The organism is Corynebacterium antarcticum (genome assembly GCF_016595285.2).
In the GTDB taxonomy this organism is placed as follows: Bacteria; Actinomycetota; Actinomycetes; order Mycobacteriales; family Mycobacteriaceae; genus Corynebacterium; species Corynebacterium antarcticum.
Genome location: NZ_JAENIP020000001.1, coordinates 15,350 through 37,120, shown reverse-complemented (window position 1 = coordinate 37,120; position 21,771 = coordinate 15,350). Strand labels below are relative to the sequence as shown.

The window sequence follows — 21,771 nt, the reverse complement described above, 5'->3', positions numbered from 1 at the left end:
GCTCATTCTTCGGTAAGACTAGTTCAACGTCAAGGAGTCGACGGGCGACACGCCCGAAACCTAAACCTCAACTTGAGGTACAGACAGCTCAATTCCCATCATTCACATCGGTAACATCGCCATCACCAGTCACATCGTTGTCATTTTCCCCGGATGGCCCCACGGCTCCCTCTGGCTCCGCCGACTCATCCCCCCGTCCGGAAACACCCCCGTTTCCACCCCCGGAGGTGGTGTCGTCCGGTGTGGCGGTGGACTCCGCGGACCCGAGAAGATCGGCCTCCGAAACGCCAAGAGACTGCATCAGCTGCTCGAAATCCGCGTCGGCCTCGGCATCCCCGGACGCCGAGACCACCTCACGGATCGGCAGCTGCTGCTGCGTCGCCGTCGAATCGAGGGACCCGTCGAACAGGGACTCGACCGGAGCGTCACCCAGATATACCGACTGGGCGACCAGCACGGACCGGTTCACGTAGATCGGGTACCTGGCGGTGAGTGCGAGAAGGACCCCGTCGGATGCACGCGCGTCGATCATCGCGTATTCCCCGTCCTGACCGTCCAGTCCCGTGTGGATCTCGGCGTTGAACACCCCCTGCCAGCAGCTGCTGATGTGGACCGACGGATCACTCCCTCCGAAGCCGGTCAGCAGCGACTCGATGACCTCGTGACTGCCCGGGCGGCGCTGACCTGTTCCGTCCGCCAATGAATTCAGGGCCACGGCCTGCGCGGCGTCGATCCAGACGGGAAGGACCCGACCGGTACCCGGCCAGTCCAGCACCATGCAGGTGAACCCCTCCGGGGCTGCGACGTAGACGCCTCGGTACGTGACCTCCACCGGCTCATCTTCGTTCATCGGTCTACCCGTGTACCTTTCTGCGGTGTGCGGTGCCGCTGACGCCCCGGGGAACCTCGGACACCGTGTGTGCCGCGATATCAGCCCAGTTCGTCGCGCAGCGCGTTCTTGACGAGCGAAGCGTGGAGCGAAACGACGAGCGCGGTCATCTGCTGGGACAGTTCCTCGGCCCGCTGGCGTGCACCGTCACCCTTCGATCTGGCGACGGGGGTCGCGACCTGACCGATGAGGCCGGCCTGGCGGTTCGCCGTCGTACGGAGGCTCTTCAGGTGCCGGATATCGAACCCGAACTCACCGAGCGCACTCGCGGTGTGAACGATCCGGACATCATCAGCGGTGAAGAACCCGGACTCGTCCGTCCGGATCAGAGCGGCCTCCGTGAGCTGTCCGACGAACTCCTCCTCCACGCCCGCCTGGGAGGCCACATCGGCGGCCGTGAGACGCGTGAGCACCGGCGCCCGGAAGTTCTCCGGACTGATCAACGGGGCGGCTTCCGCCGTGGTCAGTATGGCCGCGACGGCACCGGAGTCCATCGCCTCCAGCTGCTCGCGGATGACCTTGAGCGGCAGGTAGTTGTCCCGCTGGGTCACCAGGATGTAGCGGAGCCGCTCGACGTCACTCTCGGTGAAGCGACGGTACCCGGAGGCCGTGCGCTGCGGGGAGATCAGCCCCTCCGACTCGAGGAACCGGATCTTGGACACCGTCACATCGGGAAACTCTGAACGCAGGCGGTCCAGGACGACACCGATGGACATGGTCTTGGCGGGCTTGGTGGCCCGGGTTCCCGTGGCCGGTGCGTTGTCGCCTGCGGTCTTTCTTAGCGCTGTCACGTGCGTGTCTACTCGGATTCGTCGGATGGTCGTAGGTGGGGCTCTTGACTGGCTCCTCGCTCAGTGCCGGCGGGGCGGGGACCCGGCGGCGGTCTGGGGAGCTACTTCGTGGGTCCGGCGAGGAACACGAGACGGAACTTGCCGATCTGTACCTCGTCGCCGCTCGAGAGAACCTCGGCGTTCTTCGGCTCGCGGTTGACGTACGTGCCGTTCAGGCTGCCGACGTCGACAACCTCGAACTGGCCGTCGGACAACCGGAATTCGGCGTGCCGTCGGGACACGGTGACGTCGTCGAGGAAGATGTCGCTCTCGGGGTGCCTTCCCACGGTCGTGGTGGGCTGGTCGAGCAGGAACCTGGACCCCGCGTTGGGACCCCTCTTCACGACGAGCAGTGCCGCACCCGCGGGCAGGTTCTCGGTGCCGGTCGTCCCGGTGGTGTTCGCGGGAGTTCCGGCAGCAGCTCCCGACTCCATCTCTTTGAGCAGGTCAGCGCGGAATACCGAGGTGGTTTCGGCCTGTGCCTCGGAAAAGCCGGTGTTGTCGCTCATGTTAAACCTCCGGATCGACGTTAAACCACAAAATACTGGTGTTCCTTCACATCATAGCGGTTCCCGGCCGGATCCCGTGGTCGCGGCCGACTCCGCCGACCCCAAACCCCCTCTGGGGTGGGACAATCGGATGAACTGCGGCTGGGGGTGGAATCCGCCGGGCGGTGTCGCGCACCACACGACGTCAGAAATCCCGGTTCCCACCCGCCGGAGCCCCGCCCCGGCGGACGCGCGGCGGGACTCAGCGGAACATCGAGGTGATGGATCCGATGACCGAGTTACCCGAACCGGATAGCGGATTGTCGTTGACCATGTAGGTCCACGTGGTCGACGGTCGTGCGAGCCCCTGATCGTCGAGATGCGCACCGTCCCCGTCGATCCGCACCGTGCGGAACGTGTCCACCGACTCCGTCATCGCCCTCTGCGCGAGTTCCCTGAACTCCGCGACGGCGATCCGGTGGAACTCGTCGATGGGGGTCTCCCTGGCGATCGCCCGGAGATGGATCGACTCGCGGACGTCGTCGAGCAGTGCCAGGTGATCGGACCAGGCATTGTCCAGGTGGTAGAGCATGATCTCGCGGGCAGCCACGTCCAGCACCTCCCGCGCCAGCTTCCCCGAGAGTTCCGCGGCGCGGTCCGGTGCGCGCTGCGCGAGCGACTCCCAGGCCGCCGGGGTGTCGAGGATCTCGGCACGTCGGCCGTCGATGATCTCGCGTTGATCGGCGATCAACTTGTTGTACTTCCACGTCTGGGAGTGGATCTCCAGCAGCTGCCCCTCGGTGACCCGCTGGCAGTGCTCGATGAAGTCCCTGACCCGCCTGGAGTCGATCTCCCCGCCCGGGCCGGGGGTCACGGTCACCTCCTCGCCGGAGCCGCCGGCAGTGACGACGTCGTCCTCCAGGGACACGAAGAAGAGACTGAAGCCGGGATCCCCCTGTCGGCCGCCACGGCCGCGGAGCTGGTTGTCCAGGCGGGCGGTGCGGTGCCGGGAGGTCCCGATCACGGCGAGCCCGCCGAGTTCCACGACCCGGTCCCGGTCATCCTCGTCGTTCCCGCCGAGCCGGATGTCGGTACCGCGGCCCGCCATCTGCGTGGACACCGTCACGCGTCCAAGGTCGCCGGCCTCGGCGATGATGCGGGCCTCCTCCGCGTCGTTCTTCGCGTTCAGGACCGACACCTCGATGTCGTACTCCCGGAGCCGTTCCGCCAGCTCCTCCGACTCCGCCACGTCCTGGGTGCCTACGAGCACCGGTTGACCGGTCGCGTGGATCGCCCTGATCTCCTCGACGATGGCGGCGTTCTTCTCCTCGAGGGTGGCGAACACGCGGTCCGCCTGATCGAAGCGCTTCAACTCCCGGTTCCGGTCGATCACCGACACCCGCAGATCGTAGAACTGCCGCAGCTGGTCCGTCGCCTCCACGGCGGTACCGGTCATACCGCAGACCGTGGGATACCGTCCCATCAGCGCCTGGAGGGTGATCGTGTCGAGGATGCGGCCGCCCTCGGTGACGACGAGCCCCTCCTTCGCCTCGACCGCGGCCTGGATCCCGTCGGGCCACCGCTGCAGGTCGGCAACCCGCCCCCGGGAGGCGTCGATCAGCGCGACCCTGCCGTCGCGGACGATGTAGTGCACGTCCCGGATGAGCAGCTCCCGGGCGTGCAGGGCGAGGTTGACCTGCACGAGCGTGGTGCCCACGTGTTCGTCGTCGTAGAGCGATCCGATCCCCAGGGCATGCTCCACCTTCGCCGCGCCCTCGTCGGTGAGGAACACATTGCGGCGTTCATCGTCGGGGCGGTAGTCGGTGCCCGGGTCCAGGGTCCGGACGACCTCGGTGATCCGCCCCCTCGGGGCGCGACCCGGTTCACTGCCGGCGAGGACGAGCGGAACGAGAGCCTCATCGACGAGAACCGAATCCGCCTCATCCACGATGGCCACATCGGCCCCGTGCTGCACGGCCTGTGCCCGGTCGGTGATCAGCTGGTCGCGCAGGACATCGAAGCCGATCTCGTTGACCGGCCCGTAGACGATGTCGCACGCGTAGATCCCGCGCCGCTCCTCCGGGGTCAGCTTCTCCGTGATCGCCCCCGCGGTCAGCCCGAAGAACTCGACCAGGGGCGTCATCCACCCGGCGTCCCGCGTGGCCAGGTAATCGTTGACGGTGATGCAGTGGACGTTCTTGCCCGTCAGAGCGAAACCGGTGGCGGCCATGGCGCCGACCAGCGTCTTTCCCTCACCCGTCGCCATGTGGACGACGTCGCCCTCGAGCAGGCGCAGCGTGGCCTGGGACTGCACGTCGAAGGGCGTCATCCCCAGGGTCCTCTCGGCCGCGACGCCGAGAACCGCGAGCAGTTCCGCCGGGTCACTCACGGACCCTCCGGAGGTGAGGTCCCGGGCACGGTCCGCCAGCTGGGCGTCGTCGAGCGCCTCGAGCTCCCGGTTGATCGTCCTCGCCCTGTCGACGATCGCGCGGCTCCGCTTCTGATTGCGGCCCTGCTGACCGCCCATCGCCTTCCAGAACCAGTTGAATCCGGCCACGTGGGACTTCCTTTGACTCGTCGGTTGGTGCAGAACCCCGCATCCGCAGGGTCACGCTCTGACTGATCTGACATGTCTGTCGCTACAACGACCTTAACCAACGCGCGGTACCCCAGGGCACCGCGCACCTCTGAGCGGGCGACCCGACACTGGCATAGAGTGGCCGTGATGACGGACAGCGGCGGTACCGACCGTCCCCGTCCCAGCGAACCAAGAAGCGAAAGTGAGTGAGGCTCCCGTGCACTCCGTCAGTGTGAAGCTCCCCGGCAGTTCCGGACAGATGATGGCCGGAACCCTCGACATCCCCGATTCCCCGCCGGTCGCGTGGGCGATGTTCTCCCACTGCTTCACCGGCTCCCGATTCACCCCCGCTGCGGCGCGGGTGTGCAAGACGCTGGCTGAACAGGGCATCGCCTGCCTCCGGTTCGACTTTCCCGGGCTCGGGCAGTCGGAGGGCAATTTCGCGGAGACGTCATTCTCCTCGAACGTGGCGGACCTGGTCGCGGCCTACCGGTGGCTCGAGGACAACCACTCGGCGCCGCAGCTGCTCATCGGCCATTCCCTCGGGGGCGCCGCCGCGCTGAAGGCCGGGGCGCAGATGCCGAAGCTGCGTGCCGTCGCGACGATCGGTGCCCCCTTCGATCCGGCGCACTCCGTGCTCCACTTCGCGGACCGGATCAGCGAGGTCGACGCCAACGGTGCGGTCACCCTCACCCTGGGTGGACGGGAGCTGACGATCTCCCGGGACTACCTGGAGGATCTCGCCGAGATCAACCCCGAGGCCTACCTGGGCGGACTCCGCCGCCCGCTCCTCCTCCTGCACGCTCCGACGGATCAGACCGTCGGCATCGACAACGCCCAGAAGATCTTCCAGCTCTCCCGCTACCCGAAATCACTCATCGCGCTCGACAAGGCCGATCATCTCTGCACCCGCCCGGGAGTCGCACAGCGCGCGGCGAACCTCATCCGGACCTGGGTCGAGCCCTACCTCTCCGACGAATCCGGCGCCGATGACACCGACGTGATGCCGGAGGGGGTGGCCGAGGCGCGGTCGATCCCGGCGGGAAAGTTCACGGACCTGGTGCGCATCGAGAGAGAGACGATCACCACCGACCGGGAGCGGTCCCTCGGCGGACGGAACCTCGGGCTCTCCCCCACCTCGCTGCTCATCGCAGCCCTGGCCTCCGCGACCTCACAGAGCATCAGGATCGCGGCGAAGGAGGCCCGCATCCGTGGGCTCGACGACGTGAAGGTGACGGTGTCCCGGGTCGTCGGCTCCGACGACGAGGCCACCGTGCTCCGACGCCGGATCGAGCTGATCGGCGACCTCGACGAGGACGAGCGCTCGGAGCTCCTCGCCGCCGCCGGTACGAGTGTGATCGAGAGGATCATCACCACGTCCTCGACCCTCATCGACGGGGACAGCTGACGTGGCCGGGACCATCAGCGACGCGGACAGGTGTCCCTGCGGTAGCGGCGACCGCTACGGGACATGCTGCGGGCCCGTCCTGGCCGGCACCAGGCGGGCACCGACCGCGGAAGCTCTCATGCGCTCGCGTTACACGGCGTTCTGTGTCGGCGACGTGAACCATCTCCGGGTGTCCTGGCACTCGGACACGAGACCGGACGAACTCACCGTCGATCCCGACATCAGGTTCCTCCGCCTGGTCGTGCACGATACTTCGGGAGGCGGGCCGTTCGACGCCTCCGGACAGGTCGACTTCACCGCCCACTACCGGACGGAATCGGGACACCGCGGCGAGCAGCGGGAGAATTCCTCCTTCACGCGCCTCGACGGACGCTGGGTGTACGTGGCTGCACTGTGACTCCACCGCCCCCCTTTTGACCCGATGGCCTGCGGATTGGCGCAACCGCCCGACACTGTTGTAATCTGTGGCAGTTGCTCCGGTGGAACCGGGCCGACGACGGACTGTGGCGCAGCTTGGTAGCGCACTTGACTGGGGGTCAAGGGGTCGCAGGTTCAAATCCTGTCAGTCCGACCAGAAGAACCCCGGTGGAGATCATCTCCACCGGGTTTTTTGCCGTGCCGTTACAAGGAGATCGGCTTCGGAACACCCCGGTAACAACGTTCTCCCGGTGGAAGAGTCAGACGCACCGGGCACAATGAGGGTTCACCCCATGGAACAGAGACCGCTAAACCTGGGTCGATGATGAGCCCCGCCGATACGTGACCTTAGTATTGTCCACATGAACTCTGTACTGATAGCGGTCATGCTGGTGCTCCTGCTGGCCGTGCTCCGCGTCCACGTCGTCCTCGCCCTCCTCATCGGTGCCGTCGTCGGTGGTGTGATCAGTGGGCTGGGCTTCACCGACACCATGGTCACGTTCCAGGAGGGGCTGGGCGGTGGCGCCACGATCGCGTTGTCGTACGCACTCCTCGGCGCCTTCGCTATGGCGGTCGCCAGCGCCGGACTCCCGAAGCTGCTGGCGGACTGGATGGTGAGGAGGATCGCGGGCGGCAGTACCGCCGCCGGTCTGGACGGTGAGCTGACCCGGGCCCAGAAACGCGCGGCGACGGTCACCGAATACGGTCTGATCGCCGGAATCCTGGTCATGGCGGTGATGAGCCAGAACCTCATCCCTGTCCACATCGCCTTCATCCCGCTCCTCATCCCGCCGCTGCTCCGCGTCATGAACACCCTCCGGATGGACCGCCGTCTGGTCGCCTGTGTCCTGACCTTCGGCCTCGTCACGACCTACATGTTCCTGCCGATCGGGTTCGGCCGCATCTACCTCGAGTCGATCCTGATGGGGAACATCAGCACCGCCGGCCTCGACACCACGGGCATCAACGTCATGAGTGCCATGTGGATCCCCGCCCTCGGCATGGTCGCCGGGCTTCTGACCGCGGTCTTCATCTCATACCGCAGGCCGAGGGTCTACGAGGACATCCCGATCGCCGACGAGGTCCGCGACTCGTCCTCCCGGGACTCGTCGGATGGATCGGGTTCCGGTGAGATCTCCCGGTACAAGATCATCGTGTCGGTCATCGCGATACTGGCCTGCTTCATCATCCAGTTGGTCATCAACGCCATGGAGGTGGACGCGGATTCCCTGCTCACCGGCGCGCTGGTGGGACTGGCCATCTTCATGGCGTCCGGCGCAGTGAAATGGAATGAGGCGGACGACGTCTTCACCGCGGGCATGCGCATGATGGCCCTGATCGGTTTCATCATGATCACCGCGCAGGGCTTCGCCGCCGTCATGACCGAGACCGGCGACATTCCGGCTCTGGTCGAATCCGCCGCGAACCTCTTCGGCGGCAACCGGCCCGCTGCGGCCCTCGCGATCCTCGTCGTCGGGCTGGTGGTGACGATGGGCATCGGTTCGTCGTTCTCCACCCTGCCGATCATCACGGCGATCTACGTCCCGTTGTGCATGTCGATGGGATTCTCCCCTCTGGCGACCATCTCGATCATCGGCACCGCCGGCGCCCTCGGTGACGCCGGTTCCCCCGCCTCGGACTCCACCCTCGGGCCGACTTCCGGCCTGAACGCCGACGGTCAGCACGACCACATCCGGGACACCGTCATCCCGACCTTCATCCACTACAACCTGCCACTCCTCGCGGCCGGATGGATCGCCGCGATGGTCCTCTAGACGTCCCCCACGGTCCGCGACCTCCTTCCCGTCCGCGACAACGCGAAGCCCCTCAGGCGATATCCGCCTGAGGGGCTCTACTGCACGAAGGGGGCCTAGACCGCCACGCACTCGTCCCAGTGGTCCTCGTGGCGGTGGTGACGGTGCCCGTCGTGAATGTAGTCGACGTGGTCGTCGTGCTTGACGGCGTCGTGTCCGCAGTTCTCGCCGTGCTCGTGCTCGTGGTTCTCGTGGATGGTGTGGCTCATGGTGACTCCCTGGTGTCCGGTTGCGGCCTTATTGAAAACAGCGGGCCTGTTCGATTCTGCCATCATCTACCTTAGTTGAAAACGTAGCGAACATTCAAACCGTCAACCTTGAATTATGCTGACAGTTATTGAAAACCCACCTTTCTTCTTCTCCGCGAGGGTGGAACGTTACTGAAAATTTGAGCCGCAGAATCGGAAGAGGACCCGCCCGAACGGGCAGGTCCTCCCACACTCAGGTACGTCTACTTGCGCTTACGCTTCTCCCGGACGCGCACCGCGATACGGACCGGCGAGCCCTCGAATCCGCCGAACGCCTCCCGGAACTTCCGCTCCAGGTAACGGCGGTATCCGGCCTCCAGGAATCCGGTCGTGAACAGCACGATCACCGGCGGGCGGGTCGACGCCTGGGTGGCGAACAGGACCCGCGGGAGACGACCGCCGCGCATCGGCGGCGGATTCTGCGCGATGACAGCACGCAGCCACGTGTTGAGCTGGCCGGTGGACACGCGGGTGTCCCAGGACTCCAGCGCCTCGAGCATCGCGGGCTCCAGCCGCTGCAGGGCACGGCCCGTCTTGGCGGAGATGTTCACGCGCCGGGCCCACGGGATGTGGGCCAGCTGCAGGTCTATCTCACGCTCGAGGAGCGGGCGGCGGTCCTCGTCCATCAGGTCCCACTTGTTGTAGGCGATGACGACTGCCTTGCCGGCGTCCATGATCATCCCCAGGACGCGCTGGTCCTGTTCGGAGATCGGCTCGGACGCGTCGATGAGGAAGATGCAGACCTCGGCGGCCTCAATGGCGCTCTTGGTCCGAAGCGAGGCGTAAAACTCGTGTCCCTGGGCGTTCTTCACCTTGCGGCGCAGGCCGGCCGTGTCGACGAACTTCCACAGCTTCTGGTCCAGCTGCACCAGGGAGTCGACGGGATCGACGGTGGTGCCGGCGACGTTGTCGACGACGCTCCGTTCCTCACCGGTGATCTTGTTGAGCAGCGAGGATTTGCCCACGTTGGGCCGTCCGACGAGTGCGACCCGACGCGGACCCTCGACGATGGACTTCTGCCGCGGCTCATCGGGAAAGGACGCGACGACCTTGTCGAGGACGTCGGCACCGCCGCGACCGTGCTGGGCCGAGACCGGGTACGGATCGCCCAGGCCGAGGGACCAGAACTCGGCCACATCCCCGTACTGGGAGTCCGAGTCGAACTTGTTGGCCACGAGGATGACCGGAACCTCGGCGCGCTGGAGTTTGCGGGCCATGACCGCGTCGGTCTCGGTGACGCCGACCTTGGTGTCGACGACGAGGACGATGACGTCAGCGGTGGCCATGGCCACATCGGCCTGTCGGGCGATGGCACCGTGTATGCCCTTGGCGTCCGGGTCCCAGCCACCGGTGTCCTGGACCCAGAAACGGCGCCCGTTCCAGTCCCCCAGGTAGCTGATGCGGTCACGCGTGACGCCGGGGAAGTCCTCGACGACCGCTTCGCGGCGACCGATGAACCGGTTCACCAGTGTCGACTTGCCGACGTTCGGGCGTCCGACGATCGCCACGGTGCACAGTGACTCCTCGACGTGCTCGGGACGCTCGACGCCGAAGGCCTCCTCCATGCGTTCCCAGTCCTCGTCACCGAAGTCCTCGCCGAAGTCGGCGTCGGCGAACTCCGAGTCGTCGAACTCGGGATCGAGGATGTCTCCGTCCTCGTCGATGTTGCGTTCCCCGAACTCGGCGGGATCGAATTCCTTGGCGGCGTGTCCACCGTGCGGTGCCGCGACGTCCTCGTCGGCGAATACGCCGACGGCGTCCATCTCACCACCCTGGGTGTGGTAGACGAACATCGTCTCCGGTTCGTCGTCGGGGGAGGAATGCTGTCTGTCGCTCATGAGCGCGTCCTTTCTGCGCTGTCCGCGGTGAGCTGGACGAGGCGGTCGATGACCTGCTCCAGCGTCATGTCGGAGGTGTCTACGACCACGGAGTCCGCGGCCGGGGTGAGCGGCGACGCCGCTCGGGTGGAGTCGAGTTCGTCGCGGCGGATCACGTCCGCGAGGACGGTGTCGTAGTCGGTCTCACGTCCCGCTGCGGTGTCCTGGTCGAAGCGTCGCTGCGCCCGCACCTCCGGGGAGGCCGTGAGGAACGCCTTGACGGGCGCGTCGACGAGCACCGCGGTGCCGATGTCACGGCCCTCCACGACGCACCGGTGCGCCCGACGAGCGAGGCTGCGCTGCAGTTCGACGAGGTTGACGCGGACCTCGGGGACCGCGGAGACGGCCGATACGTTCCGGGTGACCTCAGCTCCGCGGATGATCCCGGACACGTCCTCCCCGGCGAGCAGGACCGCGTCCGACGTCGGATCGTCGCTGACCTCGAGGGGGAGGTCGGAGGTCACCCGGATGACCGCATCCGTGTCGGTGGGGTCGATCCCCTGCCGGAGCACGTGCAGCGTTGCGACGCGGTACATCGCACCGGTGTCGAGGTACCGGGCGCCCAGTCGCGAGGCGAGCGCACGGCACGCCGTGGACTTCCCGGTTCCGCTCGGGCCGTCGACGGCGACGATCAGTCCGCCGTCGGGCATGTTCGACAGGTCGGCCGTCACATTCCCACCGCCTTGTACAGGCTGCCGAGTTCCGCACTGTTGAGGGCTCGGATCGCGCCCGGGGTCTGCTCTCCGAGGGACACGGTGTGGATCTTGGTGCGTACGAGCCTCTCCACCGGATAACCGGCGGTCTTGAACATGCGGCGGACGATGTGCTTTCGCCCCTCGTGGATGTCGATGCGGACGATGGACTTGCCCTGGTGGACGTCGACGATCTGGACGTAGTCCGCGCGCGCGACACCGTCGTCCAGCTCGATACCCTCCTTGAGCTCCTTGATGAGTTTGCGGTCGGCTTCGCCGACGAGTGTGGCCATGTAGGTCTTGGACACCTCGTACTTGGGGTGCATGAGGCGGTTCGCCAGCTCGCCGTCGTTGGTGAGCAGCAGCAGGCCCTCGGTGGCGGCGTCGAGGCGCCCGACGTGGAAGAGGCGCTGGCCGGCGTCGAGCTTCTCTCCGACGATGTCGCCGACACACGGCCGACCCATGTCGTCGCTCATCGTGGACTGCACTCCACGTGGCTTGTTCAGCACGAAGTAGACCATGTCCTCGTTGACGCGGATCCTCGCGCCGTCGACGCGGACGATGGCGGTGTTGGGGTTGATGCGCATGCCCTGGGTGGTGACTATGCGGCCGTCGACCTCGACGCGACCTGCGTCGATGAGTTTCTCGGCCATCCGGCGGGAGGCCACGCCCGCCTGAGCGAGGACCTTCTGGAGGCGGACGCCCTCTCCGGCGGCGTCGCCGACGGTGTCGGCGCGGTGGCCGTGATCGGATCGGACATGCTGGTGGCGGGCCGGCTTGGCTTTGGAGACGTAGATGTCGGCGGCGCGCTTCTTCTCCGGTGTGCCGTCTCGGCGAGCGGGTTGGTTCACGGTGATCGTGTCCTTTTCTATGTGGTTGTGCAACGGGGCAACTCTAGCCCGGTCGACGCCCCGGCGCCATTTTCACCTCGAGAAAGGTCCCGCGTCGAGGTTCTCCGCGACGCGCGCGAACTCCTCCGGGGCGAGATTTCCGGATCCCTGCGGGATCCACCCGAGCAGCGGGACACCGGTGACCTCGGGCAGTTCACGGAGGTTCAGACGGGTCGCGAGGTCCGGGTCACGAGGCAGGCACCCGCCGATGAGGCCGGTGACCCCGATGCCCCGGCGCCGCGCGGCCTCGACCGTGAGCTCAGCGGAGTTCAGCGAGCCCAGACCGAGGGAGGTGACCACGGTGACGGGTGCGGCGAGCTCCACGGCGAGATCCGCGATGGTCCAGTCGTCGGCGATCCGAACGAGAAGCCCTCCGGCCCCCTCCACGAGCACGGTGCGGTCCGTGGAGTCGAGTTCCCGGATCTTCGCCGCTGTGTCCGCGAGATCGAGCTGGCGGAGACCGGCGCGCCGGGCGGAGAGATTCGGTGCGAGTGGTTCGGGGTAGCGGGCGAACCCGACGGTCGTCACGGTGTCCCCGACCAGGCGGCGGACCGTGGTCAGGTCACCCTGCCCCTCGGGTTCGCCGGTTTGCGCGGGCTTGACGACGGTGACGGGCCGGCCGACCGAGTGCAGTCGTGCGGCGAGTCCGGCGGTGGCGATGGTTTTTCCGACGTCCGTGTTCGTTCCGGTGATGATGTGCACGGTCATTGCGACACACCCGTTTCCGCGGCGGCGGCCATCGCCGTGCAGATGGCCGCGACGTCCTGCGTCGTGGCGGTGAACGGGGGCATCGTGTAGATCAGCCGTCCGAACGGTCTGAGCCAGACGCCCGCGGCCACAGCTGCGTCCGTGGCGGCACGCATGTCCACCGGGCGTTCCATCTCCACGACTCCGATCGCGCCGAGCACCCGGACATCGGCGACGCCCGGGAGCTCCCGGACCGGTTCGAGCCCGCGGGTGAGTTCCCCTTCGATACGGGGCACGGTCTCACGCCAGTATCCGCCCTCCACCAGGTCGAGGGACGCGGAACCGACCGCGCACGCCAGCGGGTTGGCCATGAAGGTCGGGCCGTGCATGAGGGCCCCGCCCCCCTCCGGCTTCTGGATCACCGCGGCGACCTCATCCGTAGCGAGCACGGCCGCGAGCGACATGAATCCGCCGGTCAGTGCCTTCCCCAGACACAGGATGTCCGCGTGCACCCCCGCCGCCCGGGTCGCCAGCAGGTCGCCGGTTCGGCCGAATCCGGTGGCGATCTCGTCGGCGATGAACAGGATCCCGTGCCGGTCGCACAGCTCCCTGACACCCGCGACGAGTTCATGGTCGTGGAACCTCATTCCACCGGCCCCCTGCACGACGGGCTCGATGATCATGGCCGCGACCGACTCGTCGATGAGTTCCCCGACCCGCCGCAGGTATTCGGCGCGCTCCGGTTCCGACGAGCCCCTGACGGGTGGCGCGGGCGCGAAGATCTGCTCGGTCAGTGTCCCGGTCCACAGGGAGTGCATCCCGCCGTCCGGGTCGCACACGCTCATCGGACCGAAGGTGTCGCCGTGGTAGCCGGAGCGCCAGGTGATCAGGCGGTTTCTCTCAGGGTGACCGTTCCCCCGCTGGTACTGCAGCGCCATCTTGATCGCCACCTCGACGGAGACCGAACCCGAGTCACAGAAGAACACCCGGTTCAGTGGTTCCCCCGCGATCCGGAGCAGGCGTTCAGCAAGGTCGACAGCCGGACGGTGGGTGAGGCCACCGAACATGACGTGGCTCATCGTGTCGATCTGGCGGTGTGCGGCGGCCACCAGTGCCGGGTGGCCGTGTCCGTGGCACGCGGCCCACCAGGAGCTCATTCCGTCGATCAGCGTCCGTCCGTCCTCCAGGGTGATACGCACTCCCGAGGTTGACTCGACCGGCAGCGGATCCATCGCCACCGGGGTGGGACTGTACGGGTGCCAGATGTGCTGCTGGTCGAAGGTGACGGTGTCGGTCATCGCGTCCTCGCGTCAGGGTTGAACGTTGTTCACTGGACACCTGAAACTCTATCCCGTCACTCCGGTCGTGCAGACCTCAGGCCCGGGAGAACGGTGCCGGCGGGACCACCGGTCCGGTGTCGCCTGCCGCCAGGCACCCCCGGGAGCTGCACAGGCCCCGGGCCCCGGAAAACGGGAATTGCCGTGGTTGCACCGCCTGCGGTCTCCGACGACGATCACTTCCTCCCCCGATCGCGCCGGACCCGGATGCTCATGCGACCGCGCGATCCGGTGCACACCGGGAACTCTCCCCGGGGGCGGTGGCGCTCAGCGTCACCGCCCCCGGGCCCACGCTGCCCAGAGATCCGCGTAAGCTCCGCCCTGCTCCACCAGTTCCCGGTGTGTCCCGCGCTCCACGATCCGCCCGGACTCCATGAGCCAGACCTCGTCGGCACGCACCGCCTGGTCGAGGCGGTGCGCGATGATCACCGCGGTCCGCCCCCGGACCACACTCCACGCAGCCTCTTCCAGCGCGGTCGATCCCCCGGCTCCGGCCTCCGCGGTCGCCTCGTCGAGAATCACCACCGGGGGATCGACGAGAAGAACCCGGGCCAGCGCCACCTGCTGCGCCTCAACCGGCCCGAGCACCTGCCCCCGTTCCCCGACGACGGTGTCCAACCCGTCGGGTAGAGCGGCCACCCAGTCGTCGGCACCGACCCGCCGGAGGGCGTCGACCAGCGCCGTGTCATCCGCGTCCGGGCGGGCCAGCAGCAGATCCTCCCTCAGGGTCCCGGCGAAGACGTGTGCCCCCTGCGTGACCAGGCACACCGCCCGGGCACGCTGGCCGGGAGTGAGGGTCGACGCATCAGTCGCGCCGATGAGCACCCGTCCCGAGGACACCGGTCGACACCCCGCGATCAGGGCACCGAGCGTCGATTTCCCGGCCCCGGAGGCCCCGACGAGTGCGGTGACGGAGCCGGGTGCGACCTCGGAGGTGATGTCGTCGAGTACCGTCCGGCCACCCGGGTAGCTGAAGGTGAGGTGCTCCAGACGCAGCCCCGGGGCGGTGCCGGGCGGGATCCCGGGGGCGTCAGCCACCTCCACGGGGCGACTGTCCGGTTCGACGATCACTCCGACCACCCGCCGCAGTGACGCGGCGGCGGAAGCCAGGGGATCGATGAGTACGACGAGCATCCCGATGGGTTGGAACAGCCTGAGGAAGTAGAGCGCCGCCGTGGTGACCACGCCGACGGTGACTTCGCCGCGGTCGACCAGGAACCAGCCGATCACCAGGACACCGGACATGCCGATGTACTCGGCCAGGTTGACCCCGCCGAACAACCGGTTGATCAGGATCCGGATCCACACACCCAGTTCGACCGCACGCCAGGAGTGGTCGCCGATCTCGGACCGGCGGGACGGCTGCAGGTTGAATGCGCGCACCGTACGCAGTCCCCGGAGGCTGGCGAGGATGCCGGAGGCCCGTTGCGCCATCTCCATGCGCTGGCACAGGTACGCGTCCGGGGCGTGCGTCCGGTACCGGTGGACGAACAGCGCGTAGATGGGTAGCAGAAGTACCGCCACACCGAGGAACCGGAGGTCCAGGAGGGCCATTCCGACGACGGTGACGGCAACGGCGAAGCCACCGATCGCGAGCGACGCCAGGGACTGGTTGACGGCCCGGGTCATCTCCGCGACGTCATCGGTCGTCCGGGAAACGAGATCTCCGACCCCGACCTCCTCGATGCGTTCGGCGGGCATTCCGATTCCACCGGCGATGACCCGCTCCCGCAGGGAGGCGATGACGCGTTCCACGGTCCCGGCCATGAGCACGTAGCCGAACCCCGTCAACACCGCCATCACCCCGACCGACGTCGCCATGGCACCCGCCGCGTACCAGACGGCCGTCGTCCCCGTCCGGCCCAGCAGCGGGTGGCCGTCGCGCACCAGATCGACCAACCCGCCCATGAGTCGGGGTGTCACGAGTCCCAGTGCGGATCCAGCGATGAGCAGGACGAGCGACGCACAGAACCGATGGAGATGCGGTCGGAGCTCTGTGTCGAGCACGCGGCGGACCTGAGCCCCGGTGGCGACGTGCAGCGCACCGCCCGCCCCGGAGACGTCCGGCCTCCGCCCTCGGACCCCCGGGGACACTGCGCCCGACCGCATCACGGTGCCACTCCCTTCCCTGCCGGCACCTGTCCGACGACCTCATCGGCCGCGGCCCGCCATGCCGGGGAACCCGTGAACACGACCGTCGTGCGCCCGGAGCGGAGGATGCGGGTGCGCTCGACGATCCTGGCCTCGGTGACCGAGTCGACCGCGGACGTCGGATTGTCCAGGACGAGGATGCCTGCGTCGGCCGCCAGCGCCCGCGCCAGTGCCACACGCTGGCACTGGCCTCCGGAGAGCCTGTCGCCGCAGTCACCGGTCACGGTGTCGAGTCCCTCCGGAGAGGAGATGATGTCATCCAGCCCGGCGGCGAGTGCGGCCGAGTCGACGGACACCACCGGCGCCGCGGCAGCGGCACCTCGGCCGATTCCCTCGGCGATGTTGCGCCCGACGGTTCCGTCGAACACCTGCGCCCGGTGTGGCGCGACGAGCACCCGGGAGCGCACGGCATCGACGTCCAGGTCCGCGAGGTCGGTTCCCCCGACCCGGATGCGCCCGGGTTCCGCGGGCACCGTCATCGCGAGCAGGTCGGTGGTCCGGGCCACCTCGGGGGCGGGCAGATCGAGGACGGTCAGCGCGCCGGGCGCGATCGCCAGTGTGTCACCCTGCACGGAAAGTTCGAGGTCCGTCGCCCTGCCCGGGCGTGACTCCGGACCGGAGTCGGTGTCCGGGAACACCCTGGGAGCCTGGAGTATCCCGAGAACGCGGGCGGCGCTGCCCTTTCCGGTTGCCCAGAGCACCGCCCCGAAGTCACCGACGAAGTTCAGCGGCTCCGTGACAAGCTGGGCGAGGCCGATGACGGTGATCATCTGGCCGAGGGTGATCCGCCCGGTGACCGCGAGCAGCGCACCGGCCACGGCGATCGCGGCGATGAGCAGCCCCCCGGTTATCCTCATCGACCCGGTGAGGATCGCGTTCGAGTCGACGGACCGCAGTGTCGCGGACAGCGCCCGCCGCGACAGCCCGCGGTAGCGTGCCCCGGCGGCCCTGTCGGCGCCGAGTCCCTTGATCACCCGGACCCCCTGCATCATGTCCGCGGCTGTTCCGGCGGCCTCCGCGGCGGCCTGTTGCTGCGCCCGGAACCGTGTCGCCAGGGGTCCCCCGACCTTTTCGGCGACGAACAACACAATGAGCGCCCCGAGAATCGTCGCCACTCCGAGTGGCCAGTGGATGCGCAGCAGGATCACGGCACCGAAGATGAGTCCGACCATCTGCCCCACCGGATAGAGCAGGGCCTGCGTGCTCATGGCGACCTGGCGTACATCGGTCGCGGCGATGGCGAGCAGCTCGCCGGGGAGTCTGCGGTCGCCTCCGAGTCCGCGCGGGTCCAGCATCCGGTCCGTGAGGCGCATGCGGAGCCCGTGTTCGACGTAGTTCATGGAGATCCAGCCGAGCCGCGACGCGAACCTGTAGGCGGTGGACAGCACGAGGAAGTCGAGGGCCAGCAGAACGAGCAGCAGGATGAAGGTCCGGCCGTCCCCTGCGGCGATGCCGTGGTCGATGGCCAGGCCGACGATGACCGGTACGCCCATCTCCCCGATCTGGTGTGTGGCGGACAGCAGCAGCGCCGGAACCATGAGACGCGGATGCGCCGTCATCGAGCGCCACAGAAGCTGCCTGGGGGTCGTCCCGGCATCGACCCGTGGGGCATCCGGTGCCTCCGCGCGGGTTCTGTCGGTGATCCCGCGCGGAATGCCGCCTGTCGCTGTCATGCGTCCTCCTCAGCGGGAACGTGGTCTCAACTGCCCCAGAGTAAGGCGCGGCTCACCTTCCCGTCACATCGGGGTCCACGGCCAGCCCCCGCGCGGGACCTGCGTGCCGGCCGGTCAGGGTCAGATCCCGCTCATGCGTACACGAACTGCGGGGGTACCCGATCGCAGCGGTTTCGTTTGCCCGGACCGAGCGGATCAACTGATAATCCTTCTCATGACGACTTTTGAACAGCGTTCAACGGCGCCTTCGGCGTCGGCCTCGCTCCCCGGTCGGGGGCGGATACTGATCTCCGTGGCCGGGGTGGAGATGTGGGAGCGGTTCTCCTTCTACGGCATGCAGGCGATCATGCTGTACTACCTCTACCACTCGGCCACCGACGGAGGCCTCGGGATCGACCGCGCGGACGCCACCGCCCTGATGGGGGCGTACGGCTCTCTGGTCTACCTCTGCACCCTGGGCGGTGGCTGGGTCGCGGACCGGCTGACCGGAGCGGAGAAGACCCTCCTCGGCGGTGCCCTCATCCTCGTCGCGGGACATCTGATCCTCGCCCTGGTGCCCGGCGCACCGGGCGTCACCGCCGGTCTCCTCGCCGTCGCCGTCGGCTCCGGTGCGTTGAAGGCCTCCGCGATCACCGTCCTCGGCATCGCGTTCGCCGGTGACGAGGGCCGGCGCGACGCCAGTTTCCAGATCTTCTACCTGGGGATCAACATCGGCGCGCTCCTGGGTCCGCTGCTCACCGGTTGGCTGCAGACCTCCCGCGGTTTCCACTACGGGTTCGGCGCCGCCGCCGTCCTGATGCTCGTCGGGCTCGCCAACTACCTGCTCACCCGCCCCCCCGGTATCGCGGCCGGCCCCTCCGACCCCCTGCCCGCGTCCTCCCGTCCCCGTCTCCTCGCGGTTGCTGCCGGATCCGTCGTCATCACCGTCGTCGCGGTCGGTACCGGCTGGCTGAACGCCGGATCCGCGGCAAACGTGTTCCTCGCCCTGACTCTCGGAGCGGCGGTCGTACTGTTCGCCCGCATGCTCCGTGATGATTCGCTCGAGGAGGTCGAACGGCGCAAGGTCACGGCCTTCATCCCCGTGTTTCTCGCCTCGACCGCGTTCTGGTCCGTCCTCAACCAGACCTACGGTGTGTTCGCCGTGTACTCGGACATCCGGCTGAACCGGACCATGGAGCTGTTCGGATCCGTGCACGAGGTTCCGGCCTCGTGGACCCAGTCACTCAACCCGGCGTACATCCTCATCCTGTCCGGACCGGCGGCACTGCTGTGGGCCCGGCTGGGCGACCGGGTCGGCTCCGCGACGAAGATGGCCGTGGGGGTCATCATCTCCGGGTGCGGGCTGCTCGTGCTCCTCCCCTTCGCGGGCGGCGGACCGGGCAGCACACCGTTCCTCGCGCTCGCCGCGGCCGTCCTCGTGATCACCTGCGGGGAACTGCTCGTCGGTCCGGTCGGGATGTCAACCACGACCGCCTTGGCCCCCGCGAGTTACGGGACGCGGTTCTCCGCACTGTACTTCCTGACCATGGCTGCGGGAACCGCCGCGGCGGGTGTCATCTCGAGGCTCTACAACCCCGATGACGCGGCCGCGGAACGGATTTACTTCACCGCCTGCGGACTGGCCGTCATCGTGATCGGCGCCGTGGTGCTCGCCCTCGGTCGACGGATCAACCGGCTGACGCACGCGGATGACCCGACGCGGTGACGCACCGCGGAGACTCCCGTTCCTCCGAATCCGGTGGCGAAGGGGGATAATGGATCCGACAGCCGTCCGTCCACCGGAGACCGGTCGGCTTCCCCACGAAGGAGGGCCCGTGTCACGTCGTCCGATCGGCCGCGCCACCTCGGTGTTCCCGGCGGTCGTCCTCGTCGCGGTCGGCTTCAGTGCCGCGGCGTGCGACTTCGGCCGGGATCCCCTGCTGAAGGCGCTGGAGACGCATCCCGAATCCGTCGCGCCGGCGACCCTCTACGATTCCGGGGCCACGGGGATGACGGTGATCTGTCCCCACCAGCCCCGCGCCGCCGTTGATGAGGTGCTCGGCGACGGCCCGCACAAGGACATCCCGGAGAGCGGCCTGCTCGAGGACTCCAACGCGCTCGGCATCGTGAAACCGTCCGGGCACACGATCATCAAGAAGTTCGCCCGCTCGAAGGTCGATCTCTGCTCCCGGCCGGTCGACCTGGAGCTCTATCCCGGGGGTACCTCAGCCACCTTCGAGGATCACGGGGGGACCTTCACACTCGTCTCCCTCGACCCGGATGGACCGGATCCCGGCGGTCAGTAGTCCTCGTCGATGGAGTCGACGTCGGGGAGCAGCGGCGCCAGGTCGGGCAACCGGTCGAGACTGTCGATGCCGAGCAGCTCCAGCAGGAGTTCCGTGGTGACGTAGCGGTGGGCCCCCGTGGTCTCGTCGTTCCCGACCTCGCGGATCAGTCCGCGCAGCTGCAGCGTCCGCATCACACCGTCGACGTTGACGCCACGGACGGCGGACACCTGCGCGCGGGTCACCGGCTGACGGTAGGCGACGACGGCGAGCGTCTCCAGGGCGGCGCGGCTCAGGCGTGACTGGCTGCCGTCTAGGACCAGTTTCTCGACCACCCCGGCGTTCTCCGGCCGGGTGTAGAGCCGCCAGCCTTCGGCGCTGCGGCGGAGGTCGAAACCACTTCCCCGGGTCTCGAATTCGGTCCGGATCTCCTCGAGGATCCCCGCCACGAGCTCACCTTCCGCCCCGAGCACACGGGACAGGGTGTCCACGTCGACGGGTGTGTCGACGACGAGGAGGATCGACTCGATCTGGGACCGCAGCGCGGTCACCGGTGCCGGGAATCGTGTTTCACTCACCCGGGACACTCTACCGGTCCCGGTCGGGTGTCAGGGCCCCACCGGCTGACAGGCTTGCGGACTGCCCCATTCGGACCACGATCCGTCGTAGACGGTGAGATCGGTGTAGCCGGCGTACTCGGCGGCGAGTGCATCGACGCACGCCGTGACCCCGGAGCCGCAGCTGAAGGTCAGACGCCGGGCGTCGCCCACGACCTGACGGAAGATCTCCGCGAGTTCCCCGGGAGACCGCAGGTGACCGTCATCGAGGACCCTGGTGAAGGGGATATTCACGCTGCCGGGGATGTGGCCGGGCCTGAGTCCCGGCCGGGGTTCCGCCTCGACGCCGGCGAAGCGTCCCGCACTTCGGGCGTCGACGACCTCCCACGCACTCCGCGCCAGCGCCCGGGACACTCCGGGTATGCCGACCAGGAGGTCCGGACGACCGGGCGCCGATATCGTTCCGCGGGTCGTCGGTGACGCGAGGGGCTCGACCTCGTGTCCGGCCGCGGTCCACGCCGGGAGGCCCCCGTCGAGGACGGCGACGTTGTCCAGACCCGCGACCTTCGCGAGCCACCACACCCGCGGGGCGCACATGATGCCGAAACGGTCATACACCACGACCGCCGTACCGTCCGAGATACCCCGGGCCTCGAACACCCCGCGGACATCCGCGGGAACGGTGTGCGGAAGCGGGGAATCGGCGTCGGAGAAGTCGTCCTCCAGATCGGCGAGCAGGGCACCCGGCACCCCCACCGAGCTCTTCGCGGGATTCCCCATGGACGCACACAGGACGACGAGGTCCGCGTCCCGGCTGGTGAGCCGGTCGGACAACCAGTCGACGGAGACAACGGGACCGGAAACTGTGACTGAGGACATGGACTGAGGATACGGGACCGTTTCACCGGTAAAAACACCCGAAAAGGGGTACAGGAGTGAAGCAAAGGGTGACACAACCGGAATCCCCCGGA

General features: G+C 67.8%; 19 protein-coding genes and 1 tRNA gene. 6 read left to right on the top strand and 14 right to left on the bottom strand.

Features of this window, described 5'->3' with window-relative positions:
* Positions 1 to 88 precede the first annotated feature (88 nt).
* The 4 genes from JIM95_RS00170 to secA2 all read right to left on the bottom strand — a co-directional run bounded on the left by JIM95_RS00170 (position 89) and on the right by secA2 (position 4,764).
* Complete coding sequence (locus JIM95_RS00170; RefSeq protein WP_200257419.1) at positions 89 to 850, bottom strand: bifunctional nuclease family protein; 762 nt, start codon at positions 848 to 850, stop codon at positions 89 to 91.
* 80 nt (positions 851 to 930) lie between these two features.
* The gene (gene ftsR, locus JIM95_RS00165; RefSeq protein ID WP_200257412.1) at positions 931 to 1,680 is read right to left on the bottom strand and encodes a transcriptional regulator FtsR; all 750 of its coding nucleotides are present in this window, start codon (positions 1,678 to 1,680) and stop codon (positions 931 to 933) included.
* Between the two features lie 101 nt (positions 1,681 to 1,781).
* Positions 1,782 to 2,228 carry an oxoglutarate dehydrogenase inhibitor Odhl gene (gene odhI, locus JIM95_RS00160; RefSeq protein WP_200257410.1) on the bottom strand — a complete coding sequence of 149 codons (447 nt, stop codon included), beginning with the start codon at positions 2,226 to 2,228 and terminating at the stop codon, positions 1,782 to 1,784.
* A 241-nt stretch (positions 2,229 to 2,469) separates the two neighbouring features.
* Positions 2,470 to 4,764, bottom strand: a complete 2,295-nt coding sequence (gene secA2 / locus JIM95_RS00155; protein ID WP_200257409.1) for an accessory Sec system translocase SecA2 — start codon at positions 4,762 to 4,764, stop codon at positions 2,470 to 2,472.
* Between the two features lie 238 nt (positions 4,765 to 5,002).
* On the opposite strand from secA2, the gene JIM95_RS00150 reads away from it, so the two are divergent.
* From JIM95_RS00150 to JIM95_RS00135, 4 genes are all read left to right on the top strand, one after another.
* Positions 5,003 to 6,193 (top strand): bifunctional alpha/beta hydrolase/OsmC family protein, encoded by a 1,191-nt coding sequence (locus tag JIM95_RS00150; RefSeq protein ID WP_200257766.1) that lies wholly within the window; start codon positions 5,003 to 5,005, stop codon positions 6,191 to 6,193.
* A 1-nt stretch (position 6,194) separates the two neighbouring features.
* Positions 6,195 to 6,590: a YchJ family protein gene (locus JIM95_RS00145; RefSeq protein WP_200257407.1), complete on the top strand. Its 396-nt coding sequence runs from the start codon at positions 6,195 to 6,197 to the stop codon at positions 6,588 to 6,590.
* A gap of 100 nt (positions 6,591 to 6,690) precedes the next feature.
* Positions 6,691 to 6,767 (top strand) — tRNA-Pro (locus JIM95_RS00140).
* A gap of 205 nt (positions 6,768 to 6,972) precedes the next feature.
* Positions 6,973 to 8,385 (top strand): Na+/H+ antiporter family protein, encoded by a 1,413-nt coding sequence (locus tag JIM95_RS00135; RefSeq protein WP_200257405.1) that lies wholly within the window; start codon positions 6,973 to 6,975, stop codon positions 8,383 to 8,385.
* Positions 8,386 to 8,480: 95 nt separating this feature from the next.
* Here the strand turns inward: JIM95_RS00135 and JIM95_RS00130 are convergent, their stop codons facing one another.
* From JIM95_RS00130 to JIM95_RS00095, 8 genes are all read right to left on the bottom strand, one after another.
* On the bottom strand, positions 8,481 to 8,633 hold the full coding sequence (locus tag JIM95_RS00130) for a zinc transporter permease (protein WP_200257402.1): 153 nt from the start codon (positions 8,631 to 8,633) through the stop codon (positions 8,481 to 8,483).
* Positions 8,634 to 8,875: 242 nt separating this feature from the next.
* Complete coding sequence (gene der / locus JIM95_RS00125) at positions 8,876 to 10,510, bottom strand: ribosome biogenesis GTPase Der (RefSeq protein WP_200257399.1); 1,635 nt, start codon at positions 10,508 to 10,510, stop codon at positions 8,876 to 8,878.
* Entirely contained in the window at positions 10,507 to 11,199 is a 693-nt protein-coding gene (gene cmk, locus JIM95_RS00120) for a (d)CMP kinase (protein ID WP_200257764.1), read from the bottom strand. Before cmk ends, der begins: the two co-directional genes overlap by 4 nt.
* A 17-nt stretch (positions 11,200 to 11,216) precedes the next feature.
* A complete protein-coding gene (locus JIM95_RS00115) occupies positions 11,217 to 12,038 on the bottom strand; it encodes a pseudouridine synthase (RefSeq protein ID WP_410170744.1) in 822 nt (273 codons plus the stop codon).
* 126 nt (positions 12,039 to 12,164) lie between these two features.
* On the bottom strand, positions 12,165 to 12,839 hold the full coding sequence (bioD, locus tag JIM95_RS00110) for a dethiobiotin synthase (protein ID WP_200257394.1): 675 nt from the start codon (positions 12,837 to 12,839) through the stop codon (positions 12,165 to 12,167).
* The gene (locus JIM95_RS00105) at positions 12,836 to 14,116 is read right to left on the bottom strand and encodes an adenosylmethionine--8-amino-7-oxononanoate transaminase (RefSeq protein ID WP_200257392.1); all 1,281 of its coding nucleotides are present in this window, start codon (positions 14,114 to 14,116) and stop codon (positions 12,836 to 12,838) included. Before JIM95_RS00105 ends, bioD begins: the two co-directional genes overlap by 4 nt.
* Positions 14,117 to 14,428: 312 nt before the next feature.
* Positions 14,429 to 16,162, bottom strand: coding sequence for an ABC transporter ATP-binding protein (locus tag JIM95_RS00100; protein ID WP_200257389.1), 1,734 nt, complete (start codon positions 16,160 to 16,162; stop codon positions 14,429 to 14,431).
* A gap of 101 nt (positions 16,163 to 16,263) precedes the next feature.
* Complete coding sequence (locus JIM95_RS00095; protein ID WP_200257386.1) at positions 16,264 to 17,979, bottom strand: ABC transporter transmembrane domain-containing protein; 1,716 nt, start codon at positions 17,977 to 17,979, stop codon at positions 16,264 to 16,266.
* 214 nt (positions 17,980 to 18,193) lie between these two features.
* Here JIM95_RS00095 and JIM95_RS00090 point away from each other — a divergent pair, with 214 nt between their 5' ends.
* Both JIM95_RS00090 and JIM95_RS00085 read left to right on the top strand, forming a co-directional pair.
* Entirely contained in the window at positions 18,194 to 19,684 is a 1,491-nt protein-coding gene (locus tag JIM95_RS00090; RefSeq protein ID WP_200257384.1) for a peptide MFS transporter, read from the top strand.
* A 109-nt stretch (positions 19,685 to 19,793) separates the two neighbouring features.
* On the top strand, positions 19,794 to 20,264 hold the full coding sequence (locus JIM95_RS00085; protein WP_200257382.1) for a hypothetical protein: 471 nt from the start codon (positions 19,794 to 19,796) through the stop codon (positions 20,262 to 20,264).
* Here JIM95_RS00085 and scpB read toward each other — a convergent pair.
* Both scpB and JIM95_RS00075 read right to left on the bottom strand, forming a co-directional pair.
* On the bottom strand, positions 20,258 to 20,821 hold the full coding sequence (scpB, locus tag JIM95_RS00080; RefSeq protein ID WP_248112971.1) for an SMC-Scp complex subunit ScpB: 564 nt from the start codon (positions 20,819 to 20,821) through the stop codon (positions 20,258 to 20,260). The two genes, JIM95_RS00085 and scpB, sit on opposite strands and share 7 nt — an antisense overlap.
* A gap of 30 nt (positions 20,822 to 20,851) precedes the next feature.
* Entirely contained in the window at positions 20,852 to 21,679 is an 828-nt protein-coding gene (locus JIM95_RS00075) for a sulfurtransferase (protein WP_200257379.1), read from the bottom strand.
* Positions 21,680 to 21,771: the final 92 nt, after the last annotated feature.

What these genes read in the sequence shown, in the direction of transcription:
- JIM95_RS00170 (WP_200257419.1), bottom strand. Translation starts at nt 850, where the DNA reads ATGAACGAAGATGAGCCGGTGGAGGTCACGTACCGAGGCGTCTACGTC.
- odhI (WP_200257410.1), bottom strand. Translation starts at nt 2,228, where the DNA reads ATGAGCGACAACACCGGCTTTTCCGAGGCACAGGCCGAAACCACCTCG.
- JIM95_RS00135 (WP_200257405.1), top strand. Translation starts at nt 6,973, where the DNA reads ATGAACTCTGTACTGATAGCGGTCATGCTGGTGCTCCTGCTGGCCGTG.
- JIM95_RS00130 (WP_200257402.1), bottom strand. Translation starts at nt 8,633, where the DNA reads ATGAGCCACACCATCCACGAGAACCACGAGCACGAGCACGGCGAGAAC.
- der (WP_200257399.1), bottom strand. Translation starts at nt 10,510, where the DNA reads ATGAGCGACAGACAGCATTCCTCCCCCGACGACGAACCGGAGACGATG.
- cmk (WP_200257764.1), bottom strand. Translation starts at nt 11,199, where the DNA reads ATGCCCGACGGCGGACTGATCGTCGCCGTCGACGGCCCGAGCGGAACC.
- bioD (WP_200257394.1), bottom strand. Translation starts at nt 12,839, where the DNA reads ATGACCGTGCACATCATCACCGGAACGAACACGGACGTCGGAAAAACC.
- JIM95_RS00105 (WP_200257392.1), bottom strand. Translation starts at nt 14,116, where the DNA reads ATGACCGACACCGTCACCTTCGACCAGCAGCACATCTGGCACCCGTAC.
- JIM95_RS00095 (WP_200257386.1), bottom strand. Translation starts at nt 17,979, where the DNA reads ATGACAGCGACAGGCGGCATTCCGCGCGGGATCACCGACAGAACCCGC.
- JIM95_RS00090 (WP_200257384.1), top strand. Translation starts at nt 18,194, where the DNA reads ATGACGACTTTTGAACAGCGTTCAACGGCGCCTTCGGCGTCGGCCTCG.
- JIM95_RS00075 (WP_200257379.1), bottom strand. Translation starts at nt 21,679, where the DNA reads ATGTCCTCAGTCACAGTTTCCGGTCCCGTTGTCTCCGTCGACTGGTTG.